The sequence below is a fragment of the Kitasatospora setae KM-6054 genome, from assembly GCF_000269985.1.
Taxonomy (GTDB): Bacteria; Actinomycetota; Actinomycetes; order Streptomycetales; family Streptomycetaceae; genus Kitasatospora; species Kitasatospora setae.
The window spans coordinates 6,649,743-6,666,795 of record NC_016109.1; the positions used below are offsets into that span (position 1 = coordinate 6,649,743).

Annotated in this window: 14 protein-coding genes; 11 read left to right on the plus strand and 3 right to left on the minus strand. The window is 74.5% G+C overall.

Annotation, left to right across the window (positions count from 1 at the left end):
- Nucleotides 1-224: 224 nt before the first annotated feature.
- The gene (dnaE, locus tag KSE_RS29370) at nucleotides 225-3,776 is read right to left on the minus strand and encodes a DNA polymerase III subunit alpha (protein ID WP_014139000.1); all 3,552 of its coding nucleotides are present in this window, start codon (nucleotides 3,774-3,776) and stop codon (nucleotides 225-227) included.
- Between the two features lie 279 nt (nucleotides 3,777-4,055).
- On the opposite strand from dnaE, the gene KSE_RS29375 reads away from it, so the two are divergent.
- From KSE_RS29375 to KSE_RS29385, 3 genes are all read left to right on the plus strand, one after another.
- Complete coding sequence (locus tag KSE_RS29375; protein WP_014139001.1) at nucleotides 4,056-5,156, plus strand: lytic polysaccharide monooxygenase auxiliary activity family 9 protein; 1,101 nt, start codon at nucleotides 4,056-4,058, stop codon at nucleotides 5,154-5,156.
- A 182-nt stretch (nucleotides 5,157-5,338) separates the two neighbouring features.
- The gene (locus KSE_RS29380) at nucleotides 5,339-6,472 is read left to right on the plus strand and encodes a nucleotide disphospho-sugar-binding domain-containing protein (protein ID WP_014139002.1); all 1,134 of its coding nucleotides are present in this window, start codon (nucleotides 5,339-5,341) and stop codon (nucleotides 6,470-6,472) included.
- Nucleotides 6,473-6,684: 212 nt separating this feature from the next.
- Nucleotides 6,685-7,590, plus strand: coding sequence for an alpha/beta fold hydrolase (locus KSE_RS29385; protein ID WP_014139003.1), 906 nt, complete (start codon nucleotides 6,685-6,687; stop codon nucleotides 7,588-7,590).
- Nucleotides 7,591-7,680: 90 nt separating this feature from the next.
- Here KSE_RS29385 and KSE_RS29390 read toward each other — a convergent pair whose 3' ends face one another.
- Together KSE_RS29390 and KSE_RS29395 are read right to left on the minus strand one after the other, a co-directional pair.
- On the minus strand, nucleotides 7,681-8,454 hold the full coding sequence (locus KSE_RS29390; RefSeq protein ID WP_014139004.1) for a glycosyltransferase family 2 protein: 774 nt from the start codon (nucleotides 8,452-8,454) through the stop codon (nucleotides 7,681-7,683).
- Between the two features lie 183 nt (nucleotides 8,455-8,637).
- Nucleotides 8,638-9,516: a quinone oxidoreductase family protein gene (locus KSE_RS29395; protein ID WP_106437749.1), complete on the minus strand. Its 879-nt coding sequence runs from the start codon at nucleotides 9,514-9,516 to the stop codon at nucleotides 8,638-8,640.
- Between KSE_RS29395 and KSE_RS43665 the strand changes: the two genes are divergently transcribed.
- From KSE_RS43665 to KSE_RS29435, 8 genes are all read left to right on the plus strand, one after another.
- Nucleotides 9,515-9,685 (plus strand): hypothetical protein, encoded by a 171-nt coding sequence (locus KSE_RS43665; protein WP_193365930.1) that lies wholly within the window; start codon nucleotides 9,515-9,517, stop codon nucleotides 9,683-9,685. The genes KSE_RS29395 and KSE_RS43665 overlap by 2 nt on opposite strands.
- Nucleotides 9,686-9,850: 165 nt before the next feature.
- Nucleotides 9,851-11,119, plus strand: coding sequence for a cytochrome P450 (locus tag KSE_RS29405; protein ID WP_081958285.1), 1,269 nt, complete (start codon nucleotides 9,851-9,853; stop codon nucleotides 11,117-11,119).
- Between the two features lie 93 nt (nucleotides 11,120-11,212).
- Complete coding sequence (locus KSE_RS29410) at nucleotides 11,213-12,343, plus strand: acyl-CoA dehydrogenase family protein (protein ID WP_033260301.1); 1,131 nt, start codon at nucleotides 11,213-11,215, stop codon at nucleotides 12,341-12,343.
- Between the two features lie 41 nt (nucleotides 12,344-12,384).
- Nucleotides 12,385-13,614, plus strand: a complete 1,230-nt coding sequence (locus KSE_RS29415) for a GNAT family N-acetyltransferase (RefSeq protein WP_014139009.1) — start codon at nucleotides 12,385-12,387, stop codon at nucleotides 13,612-13,614.
- Complete coding sequence (locus KSE_RS29420; RefSeq protein WP_014139010.1) at nucleotides 13,601-14,062, plus strand: type II toxin-antitoxin system RatA family toxin; 462 nt, start codon at nucleotides 13,601-13,603, stop codon at nucleotides 14,060-14,062. The genes KSE_RS29415 and KSE_RS29420 overlap by 14 nt, the downstream gene beginning before the upstream one ends.
- Nucleotides 14,059-15,450, plus strand: coding sequence for an aspartate aminotransferase family protein (locus KSE_RS29425; protein ID WP_014139011.1), 1,392 nt, complete (start codon nucleotides 14,059-14,061; stop codon nucleotides 15,448-15,450). The genes KSE_RS29420 and KSE_RS29425 overlap by 4 nt, the downstream gene beginning before the upstream one ends.
- Nucleotides 15,437-15,760: an acyl carrier protein gene (locus tag KSE_RS29430; protein WP_014139012.1), complete on the plus strand. Its 324-nt coding sequence runs from the start codon at nucleotides 15,437-15,439 to the stop codon at nucleotides 15,758-15,760. The genes KSE_RS29425 and KSE_RS29430 overlap by 14 nt, the downstream gene beginning before the upstream one ends.
- Nucleotides 15,757-17,019, plus strand: coding sequence for a beta-ketoacyl-[acyl-carrier-protein] synthase family protein (locus KSE_RS29435; protein WP_014139013.1), 1,263 nt, complete (start codon nucleotides 15,757-15,759; stop codon nucleotides 17,017-17,019). The genes KSE_RS29430 and KSE_RS29435 overlap by 4 nt, the downstream gene beginning before the upstream one ends.
- Nucleotides 17,020-17,053: the final 34 nt, after the last annotated feature.

The window sequence follows — 17,053 nt, forward strand, 5'->3', positions numbered from 1 at the left end:
TAACCTCGCCTGCCGTAACGGTTCGCGACAGCACGGGAGTTCTTCAGCACCGGCACGAACCGGGTGCAGTCGGCCCGCTGCCTCGGCGTGACGATCACGGACAGCGGGCGACAGCACCCGTCCGCGCTCAGGTGGATCCGGCCAGTGAACCCCGGTCCGAGCACGGTGAGGAATCCCGTCGATCACCTGCCCGTGATCACGCCACCGCCCACGCCGGGCGGGGGTCAGACGGTGCCCTGCCAGCAGTGCGGGCCGAGGAAGGTCTTGATGTCGGAGGCGAGGCCGTTGTCGGGGTTCACGGTGAAGCCGAGTTCGTAGAGGGTGTTCTTGTCCCAGCCGGTGGTGAGGAGGCGGATCGGGACGTCGCCGGGGTGGGCTTGGAGGGTGGCTTTGAGTTCGGCGACGACGTCGGGGGTGAGGCGGCCGACGGGGGCGGTGATCTGGACGGGGGGTTTGGTGCCGAGTTCGGCGGAGGACATGTCGAGGGTGGTGATCTCCTGGCCGAAGATGCTGAGGGAGCCGTCGCGTTCGTTGAGGCGGCCGCGGACGGCGATGACGTTGTCCTCGACCATCTGGGCGGACATCAGCTGGTAGGCGGCGGGGAAGAAGAGCACCTCGATGGAGCCGTCGCGGTCGGCGAGGGTGATGATCGCCCAGGCGTTGCCGGCCTTGTTGATCCGGCGGTCGACGCCGGTGATCAGGCCGGAGAGTCGGACCTCGCCTTCGGTGCGGCCGGAGTTGAGGAGGTCGACGAGGGAGACGTCGCGGTTCTTGGTGAGGATGTGCTCGGCGCCGTCCAGCGGGTGGCTGGAGACGTAGAGGCCGAGCATCTCGCGTTCCAGGCCGAGGAGTTGCTTGCGCGGCCATTCGCGGTCGGTGAGTTGGAAGTCGAGGCCGATGGCGGGGGTGTCGTCGCCGCCGAGCATCGCGAACAGGTCGTCCTGGCCGATGGCCTGCTGCTTCTTGACGCCGGTGACGGCGTCGATGGCGCTCTCGTGGACGGTGCTGAGGGAGAGCCGGGTGTGGCCGAGGGAGTCGAAGGCGCCGGCCTTGACCAGGGAGTCGACGGTGCGCTTGTTGCAGACGACCAGTTCGACCTTGTCGAGGAAGTCGGCGAAGGAGGTGTACTTGCCCTTGGCCTCCCGGGTGGCGACCAGTGACTCGATCACCGGGACGCCGACGTTGCGCACCGCCTTCAGGCCGAAGCGGACGTCGCTGCCGACGGCGGTGAAGTCGACGACGGACTCGTTGACGTCGGGGGAGAGGATCCGGATGCCCATCGCCCGGCACTCGGCCAGGTAGATCGCCATCTTGTCCTTGTCGTCGGCGACCGAGGTGAGCAGGGCGGCCATGTACTCGGCGGGGTAGTTCGCCTTCAGGTAGGCGGTCTGGTAGGAGACCAGGCCGTACGCGGCGGAGTGCGACTTGTTGAAGGCGTAGCCGGCGAACGGGACCAGCACGTCCCAGACCGCCTGGATCGCCTCGTCCGAGTAGCCGCGCTCCTTGCAGCCCGCGTGGAACGGCACGAACTCCTTCTCCAGCACCTCCTTCTTCTTCTTGCCCATCGCGCGGCGCAGCAGGTCGGCCTGGCCGAGCGAGTAGCCGGCCAGCACCTGGGCGGCGCGCTGCACCTGCTCCTGGTAGACGATCAGGCCGTAGGTGGGGCCGAGGACCTCCTTGAGGGGCTCCTCCAGCTCGGGGTGGATCGGGATGATCTCCTGCTGGCCGTTCTTGCGCAGCGCGTAGTTGGTGTGCGAGTTCATGCCCATCGGGCCGGGCCGGTACAGCGCGGAGACGGCGGAGATGTCGGCGAACTCGGTGGGCTTCATCAGGCGCAGCAGGGCGCGCATCGGGCCGCCGTCGAGCTGGAAGACGCCGAGGGTGTCGCCGCGGGCGAGCAGCTGGTAGGTGGTGGGGTCGTCGATCGGGATGTTGTCGATGTCGACGTCGACGCCCCGGTTGGCCTTCACGATCTTGATGCAGTGGTCGATGATGCCCAGGTTCCGCAGACCCAGGAAGTCCATCTTGATCAGGCCCATGGCTTCGCACGACGGGTAGTCGAAGCCGGTGATGATGGTGCCGTCCTTGTCCCGCATGTGCAGCGGGATCAGTTCGAGCAGCGGCGTGGAGGAGAGGATCACCGCGGCCGCGTGCACGCCGGTGCCGCGGATCAGGCCCTCGATGCCGAGGCCGGTGTCGATGATCTTCTTGACGTCCGGCTCGTTCTCGTACAGCGAGCGGATCTCGGTGCCCTCGTTGTACCGGGGGTGCTTCTCGTTGAACAGGTCGGCGAGCGGGACGCCCTTGCCCATCACGTCCGGCGGCATCGCCTTGGTGATCCGGTCGCCCATCGAGAACGGGTAGCCGAGGATCCGGTTGGCGTCCTTGACGGCGGCCTTCGCCTTGATGGTGCCGAAGGTGTTGACCTGCGCGGTGTACGCGGAGCCGTACTTGTCGGTGACGTAGCGCACCATCTGGTCGCGCTGGCGGTCGTCGAAGTCGATGTCGACGTCCGGCGGGTTGATGCGCTCGGGGTTGAGGAACCGCTCGAACAGCAGGTCGTGCTCCAGCGGGTCGAGCTGGGTGATGCCGGTCAGGTAGGAGACCATCGAGCCGGCCGCCGAGCCTCGGCCCGGGCCGACCGGGATGCCGTTGTCGCGGCCGTACTGGCAGATGTCGGCGACCACGAGGAAGTAGGCGTCGAACCCCATCGGGGTGATCACGCCCATCTCCAGCTCGACCCGGTCCAGCACCTCCTGGCTCGGGTTGTCGCCGTAGCGGTGCTGCAGGCCGGCGGCGATCTTCTTGCGCAGGAAGGACGCCTGGGTCTCGCCCTCGGGCACGTCGAACTGCGGCATCCGGTCGACGTAGGTGAAGACCTCCTCGTACGACTCGATCCGCTCGGCGATGGCGAGGGTGTTGTCGCACGCCTCCGGGAGGTCGCGGAACAGCTCGCGCATCTCCTCGGAGGTCTTCACGTAGTAGCCGGAGCCGTTGAACTTGAACCGGTTCGGGTCGTCCTTGTTCTTGCCCACGCCGACGCAGAGCAGGCTGTCGTGCGCGTCGGCCTGGTCGGCCGTGACGTAGTGCGAGTCGTTGGTGGCCAGCAGCGGGATGCCCAGCTCCTTGGCGAGCCGCAGCAGGTCGGCGCGGACGTCCCGCTCGATGGACAGGCCGTGGTCCATCAGCTCCAGGAAGTAGTTCTCCTTGCCGAAGATGTCCTGGTAGGCGCCCGCCGCCTTGACCGCCTCCTCGTACTGGCCCAGCCGCAGCCGGGTCTGCACCTCGCCGGACGGGCAGCCGGTGGTGGCGATGATGCCGGTGGCGTTGGCGGCGATCAGCTCCCGGTCCATCCGGGGCTTCATGTAGTAGCCCTCCATCGAAGCCAGCGAGGAGAGCTTGAACAGGTTGCGCAGCCCGGTCGCGTTCTGCGCCCACATCGTCATGTGGGTGTACCGGCCGCCGCCGGAGACGTCCTTGCCGCCCTCGCCGTCCGAGCCGGTCGGGCGCTGGCCGCCCGGCGCCCAGAACACCTGCTTCTTCAGGAACCGCGAGGACGGCGCCACGTACGCCTCGATGCCGATGATCGGCTTCACCGCGCTCTTCGCGGCCGCGTGGAAGAACTCGTACGCGCCGAACATGTTGCCGTGGTCGCTCATCGCGATCGCGGGCATCCCCAGTCTCTCCGCCTCTGCGAAGAGCTTCCCGTTCTTCGCGGCGCCGTCCAGCATCGAGTACTCGGTGTGGACGTGCAGGTGGGCGAAGCTGTCGGCCACGGCGCTGTGCTCCTCGGGTGGACGGGCGGAAGGGACTCCCCACCCTAATGCGGCCGGACCCCCGCGCCGCGCCCGATCGGCGGATCGCCACCCGGCGCGCGTGTACCTTTCACGGTCGCGGACGCGGTCCGTTTACACCCCCCGACCAGCCGGTTACCTTGAGTCTCCGGAGCGCGCCCGGGACCCCGCGTATGGCATGCGCATGGCTTTCCCCAGTCAGACGGCCCGCCCGGCCGGGACGGCCCCGGCGGGCCCCCTCCACCGAGGTGGTGAAACCCCATGACCCGACGCACGACCCCCACCCTCCTCGCCGCCCTCGCGACCGCGGTCGCCACCCTCTGCGCGCTGCTGGTCGGCCAGCCGCCCGCCCAGGCGCACGGCGTGGCCGTGGTCCCCGGCTCGCGCACCTACCTGTGCTACCAGGACGGGCGCACCAGTACCGGCGCGCTCGACCCCACCAACCCGGCCTGCCGGGCCGCCCTCGCCCAGAGCGGCACCACGCCGCTCTACAACTGGTTCGCCGTCCTCGACTCCAACGCGGGCGGCCGCGGCCAGGGCTACGTCCCCGACGGCACCCTGTGCAGCGCCGGGAACAAGTCGCCGTACGACTTCTCCGCCTACAACGCGCCCCGCGACGACTGGCCCAGGACCCACCTCACCGCCGGCGCGGCCATCGAGGTCGACTACTCGAACTGGGCCGCCCACCCCGGCGAGTTCCGGATCTACCTCACCCGGCAGGGCTGGTCCCCGACCACCCCGCTCGCCTGGGCCGACCTCGGCCTGCTCACCACCGTCGCCAACCCGCCCCAGGTCGGCAGCCCCGGCGCGGACGGCGGCCACTACTACTGGAACCTCACCCTGCCGTCCGGGCGCAGCGGGAACGCCCTGGTGTTCATCCAGTGGGTCCGTTCGGACAGCCAGGAGAACTTCTTCTCCTGCTCGGACGTCGTCTTCGACGGCGGGCACGGCGAGGTGACCGGCATCCACCAGCCGAGCGCGAGTGCGAGTGCGTCCCCGTCCCCGTCCCCGTCCCCGTCCGCGTCCCCGTCGTCCGGCGGCAGCCCGATGCCGAGCAGCGGGTGCATGGCGACGTACGCCGTGGTCGGCTCGTGGAGCGGCGGCTTCCAGGCGGCGGTCGAGGTGATGAACCACGACGCGACGCCGATCACCGGCTGGACCCTGACCTGGCGGACCGGCCCCGGCACCACGATCACCAACCTGTGGAACGGCACGCTGACCACCGCCGGCAGTGACGTGACGGTGCGCAACGCGGCCTGGAACGGCACCGTCGGCGCGAACTCCGGCACCACCTTCGGCTTCACCGCCAACTCCACCGGCAACGACCTCCCGACCGGCTCGCTCACCTGCACCGCCTCCTGACATCGCCCCGGGCCGCCGGAGAGAGCAGAGTGCGGCCCGGAAGGCAAGGACTCCGACAGAACGTCCGATAATCGACCGTACGGGGAAGGGGAATTGAGGATCCGTCAGTTAATGGAGGGGCGGCCGTTCGCGGAACGGCCGCCCCGTGATCCCGTCTGCTGACGCAACCCGAGGAGACCTCCGTGCGCATCCTCTTCGCCGGACCGGCCGCCCCCAGCCACCTGTTCCCGATGGTGCCGACCGCGCAGGCCCTGCGGGCCGCCGGGCACGAGGTGTTGTTCGCCGTGCCCGCGGCCCACGACCAGATCCGCCAGGCCGGCTTCCCGATCGCCGGGATCGGCGACGGCCGCTCGCTGCGCGAGTCGTTCGAGGCGACCGCCCCGGCCGGGCAGCCGTTCCGCTACGCCCGGCCCGAGATGAGCCAGGACGAGCTGCTCGACCTGGGGGCGCGCGCCTTCGCGCACGCCTCCCGGCCCACCGTGGACGGCCTGCGCGCGGTCGCCGAGCAGTGGGGCGCCGACCTGCTGGTGCACGACTCCTGCCTGGCCTCGGCCCAGCTGGTCGCCGCCGAGCTGAAGATCCCGGCCGCGCTGCACAACTACGGGTTCGGCTCCGGCCTGGACATGGCCGCCCGGCTGGCCCGGCACTTCACCGACCTGTACGAGGAGCGCGGCCTCGCCGGGCCGGCCGAGAGCACCCCGCTGGACATCGTCCCGGCGGAACTCGGCGGCGACGACGGCGGCCTGCGGATGCGCTACCTGCCCTACAACGGCGGCGGCACCGTCCCCGCCGAGCTGCTGCGCCGGGCCGGGCGGCCGCGGGTCGCCGTCACCCTGGGCACCGTGATCACCCAGGTCGAGGGCGTGGAGCCGATCGTCCGGCTGGTGGACGCCGCCGCCGGGGTCGACGCCGAGTTCCTGCTCGCCGTCGGCGACAGCGACCTCGCCCGGCTCGGCACCCTGCCCGCCAACGTCCGCCCGCTGCCCTGGGTGCCGCTGGCGGAACTGCTGCGGGTCTGCGACGCGGTGGTCCACCACGGCGGCTCCGGCTCCACGCTCACCGGGCTGCACGCCGGCGTCCCGCAGCTGCTCCTGCCGCAGGGCGCGGACAACTTCCTCACCGCCGACACCATGGTCGGGGCGGGCGCGGCCCTGTCCGCCACCTCCGCCGAGGTCGACGGCGCGCTGCTCGCCCGGCTGGTCGCCGACCCGGACCTGCGCGCCGGGGCCGCCCGGCTGCGGGCCCTGAACGAGGCGCAGCCGACGCCCGCCGCCGTCGTCCCCGAGATCGAGGTGTTGGCCGCCGTGCGGCGCTGACCGCGCCGGGCGCGGGCGCACCGGGCGCGGGCGCGGGCGCGGCTGTGCGTCCGCGCCCCGGCCGGATCGAGCCCTTCGCCGAGCCCGGGGCCCGGCGTCCGACACCCGGCGTCCGGCGCCCGGCCGGGGTGACGGGGGCGACAGGGTGACGGGGGCCGGCCGCGGGTAGGTACGGCGGGACGGCGAGGGCGGGCAAGGGCAGGGGGCACGCGGTGACGGAGCGGGACGCGTACGCGGAGCGGCCCGGCGGGCCGCGGATCGCCTACCGGACGCGCGGACCGGCCGGCGGCGAACCGCTGCTGCTGATCGCCGGGCTGGGCTACGACCTGACCTCCTGGCCGGAGCCGCTGGTCGACGGGTTCGCCGCCCGCGGCTTCCTGGTCGTCCGGCACGACAACCGGGACGCCGGCTGCTCCGACCGGATCGCCGCCCCGCCGCCCGGCCGGCTGCGCCAACTGCTCTCCCGGCCCCGCCCCGACGCCTACACCCTCGCCGACATGGCCGGCGACGCCGTCGCCGTGCTCGACGCGCTCGGGATCGCCCGCGCCCACCTGGTCGGCATGTCGCTCGGCGGCATGATCGCCCAGACCGTCGCCGCCCGGCACCCCGACCGGACCGCCACCCTCACCTCGATCTTCTCCACCACCGGTGCCCGCGGCACCGGCGGCCCCGCCCTGTCGACCGTGGCCCGGATGGTCCGCCCGCCGTCCCGCACCGCCGAGCAGGCCGCCGAACGGCACCTGGCGATGCTCGACCACATCGGCGGCCCCGGCCACCCGTACGACCCGGCCCGCGAGCGCGCCTGGACGGCCGGCCTGTGGGCCCGTACCGGCGGCACCCACACCGGCGCGCCGGTCGCCCGGCAGATCGACGCGATCCGCGCCTCCGGCGACCGCACCGCGGAACTGCGCCGGATCACCGCGCCCACCCTGGTCGTGCACGGCGACACCGACCGGATGGTCCACCCCGGCGGCGGCCGCGCCACCGCCGCCGCGATCCCCGGCGCCCGGTACGTCGAGATCCCCGGCATGGGCCACCACCTCGCCCCCGGGCTGCTCGACCGGCTGGTCGACCTCGCCACCGGGCTCGCCCACACCGCCCCCGCGAGCGGCGGCTGAGCGGGGGGGGGGGGGGGGGGGGGGGCTGAGCGGGAGGCTGAACGGCGGCTGAGCGGCGGGCCAGCGGCGGGTCAGCGGCGGGTCAGCGCCTCAGATGCGGGCCTTGCGGACCGAGTGCACCGTCGCGCCCGCCAGCGCCAGCGTGGAGCGGAACAGCGACAGCCGCTCGTGCCGGCGGTACAGCGCCCAGTTGTGCTCGACCAGCGACAGCTTGTTGGAGGAGAGCGAACCCGCCCGGCCGGAGCGGTAGACCGCCAGCGGCTCCCGCAGGCCCCGGGCGGCGTGCCCGTCCCGCATGATCGACAGCCACAGCGCGTAGTCCTGCCGCTTCGGCATGTCCGGCATCAGCCGGGTGCCCAGCGCCCGGCGGTCGTACATCGCGGTCAGCGCGCCGATGTGGTCCTGCACCAGCATGTCCCGGTAGGTGACGCGCGCGCGGGCCGCCACCACCCGGCCGTTCGGCACGAAGTCGCGGGCCTCGCCGACGTGGTCGCCGTCGACCTTGTAGTAGGAGGTGAAGGTCAGCGGCGCGTCCCCGGCCGCGGCGAACGCCAACTGCCGCTCCAGCTTCTCCGGCAGCCACATGTCGTCGCTGTCCAGGAACGCCACGTACGCGCCGCGCGCCCGGCCCAGCGCCAGGTTGCGGGCCCTGGCCGCCCCGCCCTGCTCCGGCGCCGCCTGCGGGCGGACCCGGTCGTCCTGCCGGGCCAGCTCGTGCAGCAGGTCCACCGAGCCGTCGCTGGAGGCGTCGTCGGTGATCAGCAGTTCCACGTCCGCATGGGTCTGCGCGAGCACGGAGCGCACCGAAGCACCAAGGGTGGTGGCCGAGTTGTGCACCGGCATCACCACGGAAACCAGGGGCACTGCGGTGCTCCTTACCCGGGTTGGAGACGACAGGGGGGCCGTTGCCGCAGGCCGGGGCCGACACGGCGGCGGGGGAGCCGCCGCGCCACCGGCAGGCGACGCAGACCTGAACCGTATCAAGTGGCCTGCTGCCGGTGCCCCCTGCGGGCGGACGGAACTTCCCGGCCCGGGCCGGGTACGGGTTCACCGCACCCGGACGATTCCCTTGCCGAGGGTGCGGCCGGCCGCCAGGCCGGCGACCGCCTCGCCGACGTCGGCCAGGGCGTGCTCGGCCGTGACGTCGACCCGCACCGTGCCGTCCGCGACCAGCGCGAGGGCGCGGCGGGCGCTCTCGGCCAGCCGGGCCGGGTGGGTGCGGCCGAGCAGGTCGCCGTTGTGCGTGAGCAGCGAACGGCCGGACGCCAGCAGGTCGCCGACGGAGACCCGCACCGGGTCGGCGCCGGCGATCTCGCCGTAGGCGACGAGGCGGCCGTGCGGGGCGAGCAGCGCCAGGCTCGCGACCCGGGTGGCGCCGCCGACCGGGTCGAGGACGGCGTCGAAGGACTCGCCGGCCAGGGCGTCCGGGAACGCGTCCCGGGTCACCACCCGGTGGAATCCGAACTGACGTGCGTAGTGGGACCGTTCGTCGTTCCCGGCGACCCCGGTGATCCGGCCCGCCCCGGCCGCGGCGGCGAACTGCGCGGCCATGGTGCCGACGGCCCCGGCCGCGCCGTGGATCAGCACCCGGTCGCCGGGCCCGATCCGGGCGACGGTGTGGACCAGGTCGTACGCGGTCGGGGTGCTCCAGCCGAACCCGGCGGCGGTGCGGGCGTCGACGCCCTCCGCGCGCACCGCCAGCACGGCCGGCGCCAGCACGACCTCCGCGTGCGCGCCACCGCCCACCAGCACGGCCACCGGCTCGCCGACCCGCCCCCGCTCCACCCCCGGACCGACCGCGACGATCCGGCCCGCCGCCTCGAACCCGGCCACGAACGGCCGCGGGACGGGGAGGCGGCCGTCCGCGTCCAGGGCGACGGCCCGCATCGTGGCCTGCGGCGCGGTCTGCGGCACTGCTCTCGTCATGGTTCAACGCTGCTCGCGCTCTCCCGCGCGGGCGACGAGGGTCCAGTCCGGCGCCGGGCCGGCCCGCGTCCTGACCGACCGCTTCGACGCCGAGGAGCACCGCCGGTTCTGCGAGTTCCTCGACCGGGCCACCGCCACGCTGATCGAGCAGACGCCCGCGCAGAAATGACCCGGACCGTCGCCATATCCGTTTAAGGGATGGGTATTTCAATGATTTTCTGCTGTGCGCGGCGATAGTTCTTTCCGGTACTCTCGGCCCGAACGACAGGCAATTCCCGGCCGGTTCGACCGGCCCGGCAGGCGCGACGGCGGCGGGTGAGAGCGGATGGGTGCGTTGAGCGGTGCCACGGCCGGGCCGGTCGGCACGGAGGACGCCGGCGGACTGCTCCGGTCCGCACTGGCCGCCTGCGGCTCGGACCACCCGGCCGGCCCCTATCCCGCGCTCGCCGCGCTCCGGGCGACCGCCCCCGTGCTGTACAGCGCCGAGGTGGGCACCCACTTCCTGACCGCCTTCGCCGACTGCCAGGCCGTGCTCTCCGGCCCCGCCTTCGCGGTACCCGACCGGGCGTGGATGCTGCGCGAGCGCCCCGCCTGGGCCGCCCACCCCGCCGCCGACTTCTTCTACGCCTCGCTGCTCGGCACCGACGCCGCCGCGCACGAGCGCCTGCGCGCCCCGCTGGCGGCGGCGTTCGGGCCGCGCCGGGTGGCCGGCCTCACGGCGGCCGTCGAGAAGATCGCCGACGAACTGCTGGACGCTCTCGCGGACGCGCTGGACGGCGGTGCGACGGCCGATTTCCAGGCCCTGGTGGGATATCCGCTGCCGGTCGCGGTGGTCGGCGAACTGATCGGCGTGCCCCGGGCCGACCAGGCCGCGTTCCACCGGCTCGGCCGGGACGCCGCCCGGCTGCTGGAACCCGTCCGCACGGAGGAGGACTGGCGACTGGCCGACGCGGCGGTCACCGAACTGCGCGCCTACTTCGCCGCCCTGCTGCGTGCCCGCCGGACCCGCCCCGCCGAGGACCTCGCCTCCGACCTGCTCGCGGGCGCCAGCGGGCCGTCCGGTGAACGGCCGCTCCGCGAGGACGAGCTGGCCGACCTGCTGCTGCTGGTCTTCGTGGCCGGCTTCGAGACCACCGCCGGCCTGCTCGGCACCGCCGCGCACACCCTGCTCACCCACCCCGACCAGGCCGCGCTGCTGCGCGCCGACCCCGGGCTGCTGCCCGGCGCCGTCGAGGAGGTGCTGCGCTGGGACGGGCCGGTGCTGATGACCGAGCGGCTGGCGCGGCACCCGGTCGAGGTCGGCGGGGTGGCCGTCCCGGCCGGGGGCAGCCTCACCGCCGTGCTCGGCGCCGCCAACCGGGACCCGGCCCGCCACCCGGACCCGGACGCGTTCCTGGTCCGCCGCACCGGCACCCGGGTGCTGAGCTTCAGCGCCGGACCGCACTACTGTCTCGGCGCGGCGCTGGCCCGGCTGGAGGGCGCGCTGCTGCTGGGCCGGCTGCTCGACCGCTTCCCCCGCCTCGCCCTCGCCGGGACGCCCACCCGGCGCGCCTCGGCCTGCCTGCGCTCGTTCGACGCGCTCCCGCTGGCACACGGCACCTGACCCCGCCCGCCGCCGCAGCGCCCCCGCCTCACCGTCCGTCCCCCGCCGCACCGCCCCTTTCGAAGTCCCGTCCCCCTCCCGAAGGACGTGCCCGTGAACTTCCTGCACCGCGAACGCGCCGAACTCGACGCGCTGATGCCCGGGTTGGACCAGGAGCTGGCCCGCCACCCGCTGGCCGACCTGGAGCGCGCCCCCAGCCCGGCGATCGCCGCGTTCAAGGCGGCGGGCGGGCCCGGCCTGCTGGTGCCCACCGCCTACGCCGGGGCGGGCGCGAGCGCGCTGCGGGCCGTCCGGGTGCAGCGGGCGGTCGGGGCCCGCTGCCCCTCGCTGGCGGTCGCCACCACCATGCACCACTTCTCGGTGGCGGGCCTGGTCGAGGCCGCCAAGTACGGTGACGGCCTGGAGGGCGCGCTGCTGGAGACCGTCGCCAAGGAGCGGCTGCTGGTGGCCTCCGCGTTCGCCGAGGGCCGCCCCGGGCAGAACATCCTCACCCCGCACCTGAGCGCCGAGCGGCGCGGCGACCGGATCGTGCTGAACGGCAGCAAGAAGCCGTGCAGCCTGGCCCGCTCGATGGACCTGCTGACCGCCTCGGTCGCGCTCACCGGCCCGGACGGCGTCGAGCGGCTCGGCGTCGCGCTGATCCCCGCCGACACCCCCGGCATCAGCGTCCACCCGTTCTGGGGCACGCCGGTGCTGGCCGGCGCCGAGAGCGACGAAGTCCGGCTCACCGACGTCGAGTTGGACCCGTCCATGGTGGTCGCCACCGAGGTCACCGCGGCCGCCGTGCCGGACGCGCTGAACATCGCCGGGTTCCTCTGGTTCGAACTGCTGCTGACCGCCGGCTACCTGGGCGTTGCCAGCGCCCTGGTCGAGCGGACGCTGCACCGCCCCGGCGGCGGCAGCGACGACCCGACGCCGCACCTCGTCCCGGTCGAGGCCGCGGCGCTCGCCGTCGAGGCGGTCGCCCGGGCGATGGACGACGACCCCTGGGACGAATCCCTGCTGGTCCGGGCGCTGACCGCCCGCTACGCCGCGCAGGACGCCATCGCCGAGACCACCCGCTCCTGTCTGGCGGCGCTCGGCGGGATGTCCTTCATCACCTCCCCGGACTGCTCCTACCTGGCCTCCGCCGCCGTCGGCCTGACCTTCCACCCGCCCGCCCGCACCAGGATGGCCCGCCCGCTGCGGGACTTCCTGGACGGCCGCCCGCTGCGGATCGGCTGAGACCGGTGCGGAAGACGAGCGCGGCGCGGGGGGCGAGCACGATGCGGGGGACGAGTGCGGCGCGGGCGGCCGGCGCCGGCCGCTACCGGGTCGAGGTCCTGCGCGGTGTCGGCGAGTTGCCGCCCGGACTGTGGGAGCGGCTGGCCCCGCCGGACGACCCGATGTGGTCCCGCGAGGTGTTCGCCGCGCTGGAGCGCGCCCGGGTCGGCCCCGACGGGTACGCCCACCTGCTGCTGCGCCGGGACGGCGAACCCGTCGCCGTGCTGCCGCTCTGCCTCTTCCGCGGCCTGCGGCTGGACCGGATCGTCGGCCCCGCCGAACGCCGCCGGCTCGCCCCGCTGAACCGCCTCGCCCCCGGCCTGCTCCGGGTGCCCACGCTGTTCTGCGGCAACCTGCTCGGCCAAGGCCGGCTGCCCGCCGCCGAGCCGCTCGACCCGGCCGCCGGACGGCAGTTGGTCGCCGCCGCCCTCGGCCTGGCCCGGCGCGAACGCCTGGGCACCGTCCTGTTCAAGGACTTCGCCGGGCCCGACCTCGCCCCGCTGCGCACCCCGCTCCGGGAGGCCGGGTTCTTCCTCGCCCCCGCCCTGCCCGACACCGAACTCACCCTGACCGGAGGCACGTTCGACGACTACCTGGCCGCCCTCCCGGCCAAGCCGCGACGCAACGCCCGGGCCAAGATACGTCGCTTCGAGGCCCAATCCGACCTGCGCATCGAGGTGTTGGCCGACTACCGGCACCTGCTGCCACAACTCCTCGCCCTCTACCGGCAGGTGATGGACCGGGCCGACCAGACCCTCGACGTCCTCGACCAGACCTTCCTGACCGCCGTCGCCGCCGACCCGCGCAGCCGGCTGGTGGTCTGCCTGGAGACCCGGCGGATGGGCCAACACGCCATCGGGGAACGGGCGGTGGGCTTCCTGCTCTGCCTGTTCGGCCCGGACGGCACCGCCGCGACCGGCGCCCGGATCGGCCTGGACTACCGGCTCGCCCACCGGGCCGCGCTCTACCACAACCTGCACTACGCGGCCGTCCGGCTGGCGATCGCCGCCGGCTGCCGCCGGATCCGCTTCGCCCAGACCGCCTACCTGCCCAAGGTCGAGATGGGCTGCGAACTCGTCGAGCAGTGGCACGCGATGACGCACGTCCGGCCGCTGCCCCGCGCCGTGCTGCGCCGGGTGCTGCCGCCCGCGCTGGCCGCCGCCCGGGCCGAGGCGCTCGGCCCGCACGACCCCCGCCGACCGACCGAAAGGCCGTCCCATGCCGCACGTTGAAGTCGAACTGCCCGTCACCGCACCGCCCGAGACCGCCTGGCCGGTGGTGCTCGACGTCCTCGGCTACCCCGCCTGCATGGAGAGCGTCGACTCGGTCGAACTCGTCGAGCAGGCCGACGACACCCACCGCACCACCGCCTGGTCGGTCCGGCTGGAGGGCTCGGTGCTGCGCTGGGTCGAGACCGAGGTGATCGACCACGCCGCCCGCCGCTTCGACTTCGAGCAACTCACCGGCGACCTCGGCGCCTTCGCCGGCCACTGGGCGGTGACCCCGGCCCCGGGCGGCGGCAGCACCGTCGCCCTGCACGTCGACTTCGACCTCGGCATCCCGCTGCTCGCCGACATGCTCAACCCGGTCGCCGCCGACGCCCTGCGGGACAGCGCCGCGCAGATGCTCGGCGCGCTGGAACAGCGGATGCTGGCCGGCGCCGAAGGGGCCGCCCGATGACCGCCGTCGACACCGGCCCGGGCGCCGGTGCCGGAACGGCCGGGGGAGTGGGCGGGGCGGTCGACGCCGGGGCCGTCTTCGACCGGCTGCGCCGCCACCTCTCCCCGAAGCTCGCGCTCACCGGCGGCTTCGCCGGCCGCGGCGCCGTCGAGGCCGCCGCGTCCGGCTGCCGGGTCACCCTCTCGGACGGCCGCAGCGTGCTGGACTTCGGCTCCTACGCCGTCACCCTGCTCGGCCACCGCCACCCCGCCGTCAGCGCCGCCGTCCGGGCCCGGCTCGACACCATGCCGACCACGACCCGCAGCCTGGCCAACCCGGTCGCGGCCGAGGCCGCCGCCCGGCTCAGCGGCTACCTCGGCGACGCCCTGCCCAAGGCGTACTTCGGCCTGAACGGCGCCGACGTGGTCGAAGTCGCGGTGAAACTCGCCCGGTTGGCGACCGGCCGCCCCCGGGTGGTCGCCGTCCGCGGCGGCTTCCACGGCAAGTCGCTGGGCGCCCTCGCGCTCACCCACAGCCCGCTCTACCGGCGCGGCCTGCTCGGCTGCGAGATCGACACCGTGCACGTCGACGCCGACGACGAGGGCGCGATCGCCCGCGAGGCGGCCGGCGGGCAGGTCGCCGCCGTGATCCTCGAACCCGTCCAGGGCGAGAACGGCGCCCGGCCGCTGCCCACCGAGGTGCTCCGCCAGTGGTGCGCGGACGCCGCCCGGGCCGGCGCGTTCGTGATCGCCGACGAGATCCAGTGCGGCCTGCGCCGCTGCGGCGAACGCTCGGTCGCGCTCGCCGACGGCCTGCCGGTCGACGCCGTGCTGCTCGGCAAGCCGCTCGGCGGCGGCGTCGTCCCGCTCTCCGCGCTGCTCTGCACCGAACGCCTGTACGCGCCGCTGGCCGCCGACCCGTTCCTGCACTCGGCGACCTTCGGCGGCCACCCGCTGAGCTGCGCCGCCGTCCCGGCCGCCCTCGACGCGATCGAGCAACTCGCCGACCACGGACGCGAATCGGCCGCCCTGCTGGACGGGCTGCTGGCCGGCCTGCGGGACCGCCACCCCGGCGTGGTGCGCGCCCTGACCGGCCGCGGCCTGCTGCGCGGCCTCGACTGCGCCACCCCCCGGCAGGCCGGCGCCATGGTGCTCGAACTCGCCGCCGCCGGCCTGCTGGTCTCGCCCTGCCTCAGCCGCCCCACCACCATCCGGCTGCTGCCGCCGCTGATCGCCACCCCGGCCGAACTCGCCGAGGCCGCCGCCCTGTTGGACACCGCGCTGACCGCCACCGGCAAGAACCACCCGGCCACCGACCCGGCCGCGGCCGATGCCCCGGCCGCGGCCGCTGCCCCGACCCCCGTTCCTGCCCCGACCCCTGAAGGAGCGCACCCAGGTGCTCACACGTGAGGAACTCGCCGCGACGGTCCGGACGGTCGTCTCCGACGTCCTCGGCACCGAACCCGAGGAACTGCGGGACCGGACCAGCCTGGCCGACGACTACGGCATCGACAGCCTCGAACTCATGGAGATCGGCGCCCGGTTGGAGCGCACCCTGCGGCTGCGGATCGACCCCGACGACCTGATCTCGGCCCGCGACGTCGGCCACGCCGTCGACCTGCTGCACGCCCGCCTGCGCGACCCCGCCACCGCGGCGCCCGGCAGCCGCACCGCCAACGCCGTCATCACCCTCGCCCCGCCCTCCGGCGGCCCCGCGTGAGCCCCCTGGCGCGCGCCGACCGGCACCCGTCCGGCGGCCACCGGGTCGCCGTCACCGGCATCGGCCTGAAGACCCCGGTCGGCACCACCCTCGACGAGGCGTACGCCGCCGTGCTGGCCGGCAAGCCCGCCGCGACCCGGCTCGACCGGCTCGCCGAGGCCGACCTGCCCGTCCACATCGCCTGCCTGGTACCGGAGTTCGACACCGAGCCGTACCTCAGCCGGCGCGAGGCCCGGCAGATCGACCGCCCCGCCCAGCTGCTGCTGTGCGCCGCCGCCGACGCGCTCGCCGACGCCGCGCTGCCCGCCGGGCAGCCGCGCGAGCGGATCGGCGTCCAGATCGGCACCGGCATCGGCGGCCTCACCAGCATGGAGGACGCCACCGCCGGCTACGTCCACCGCCCCCGCGACCTGCCGGTGCACACCGTCCCGCGGACCATGGCCAACTCGCCCGCCTGCCGGGTCGCGCTGCGCCACGGCTTCCAGGGCGTCTGCACCACCTACTCCAGCGCCTGCGCCAGCGGCGGCACCGCGCTCGCCGAGGCGGCCCGCCGGATCCGGTACGGCGAACTCGACGTCGCGGTGGCCGGCGGCGTCGACGCCGCCATCAGCACCGTCGTGCTCGGCTCCTTCGCCCGGATGCGCGCGCTCTCCCTCCGCAACGACGAACCCGCCCTGGCCAGCCGCCCGTTCGACGCCGACCGGGACGGCTTCGTGATGGGCGAGGGCGCCGTCGTGCTGATCCTGGAACCCTGGGCGGCGGCCCGCGCCCGCGGCGCCCGGATCCACGGCGAGATCGCCGGCTACGCCGAGACCTGCGACGCCTTCCACATCGCCGCCCCGCACGAGGACGGCGAGGTCGCCGCCCGCTGCATGCGGGCCGCCGTCGCCGACGCCGGACTCGCCCTCGCCGACATCGGCCACATCAGCGCGCACGGCACCTCCACCGTCCCCGGCGACCGGGCCGAGGCCCGCGCCGTCGCCCGCTGCTACGGCGCCGCGTCCCCGCCCGTCACCGCGGTCAAGGGCGTCACCGGCCACCTGATCGGCGCCGCCGGGGCGCTCGCCGCCGCCCTCGCGCTGCGCTGCGCCGCCGACGGGCTGGTCCCGCCGATCGCCAACCTGCGGAGCAGCCCCGAGGCCGACCTGCTCGACCTCGTCCAGGGCGCCCCGCGCGCCGTCGCCCCCGCCCCCGTCCTCTCGAACGCCTTCGGCTTCGGCGGCCAGAACGCCTGCCTGGTGCTCGCACCCCCCACCTGACCCCGCCCGGGCCACCCGACCCCTCCGAGAGGCA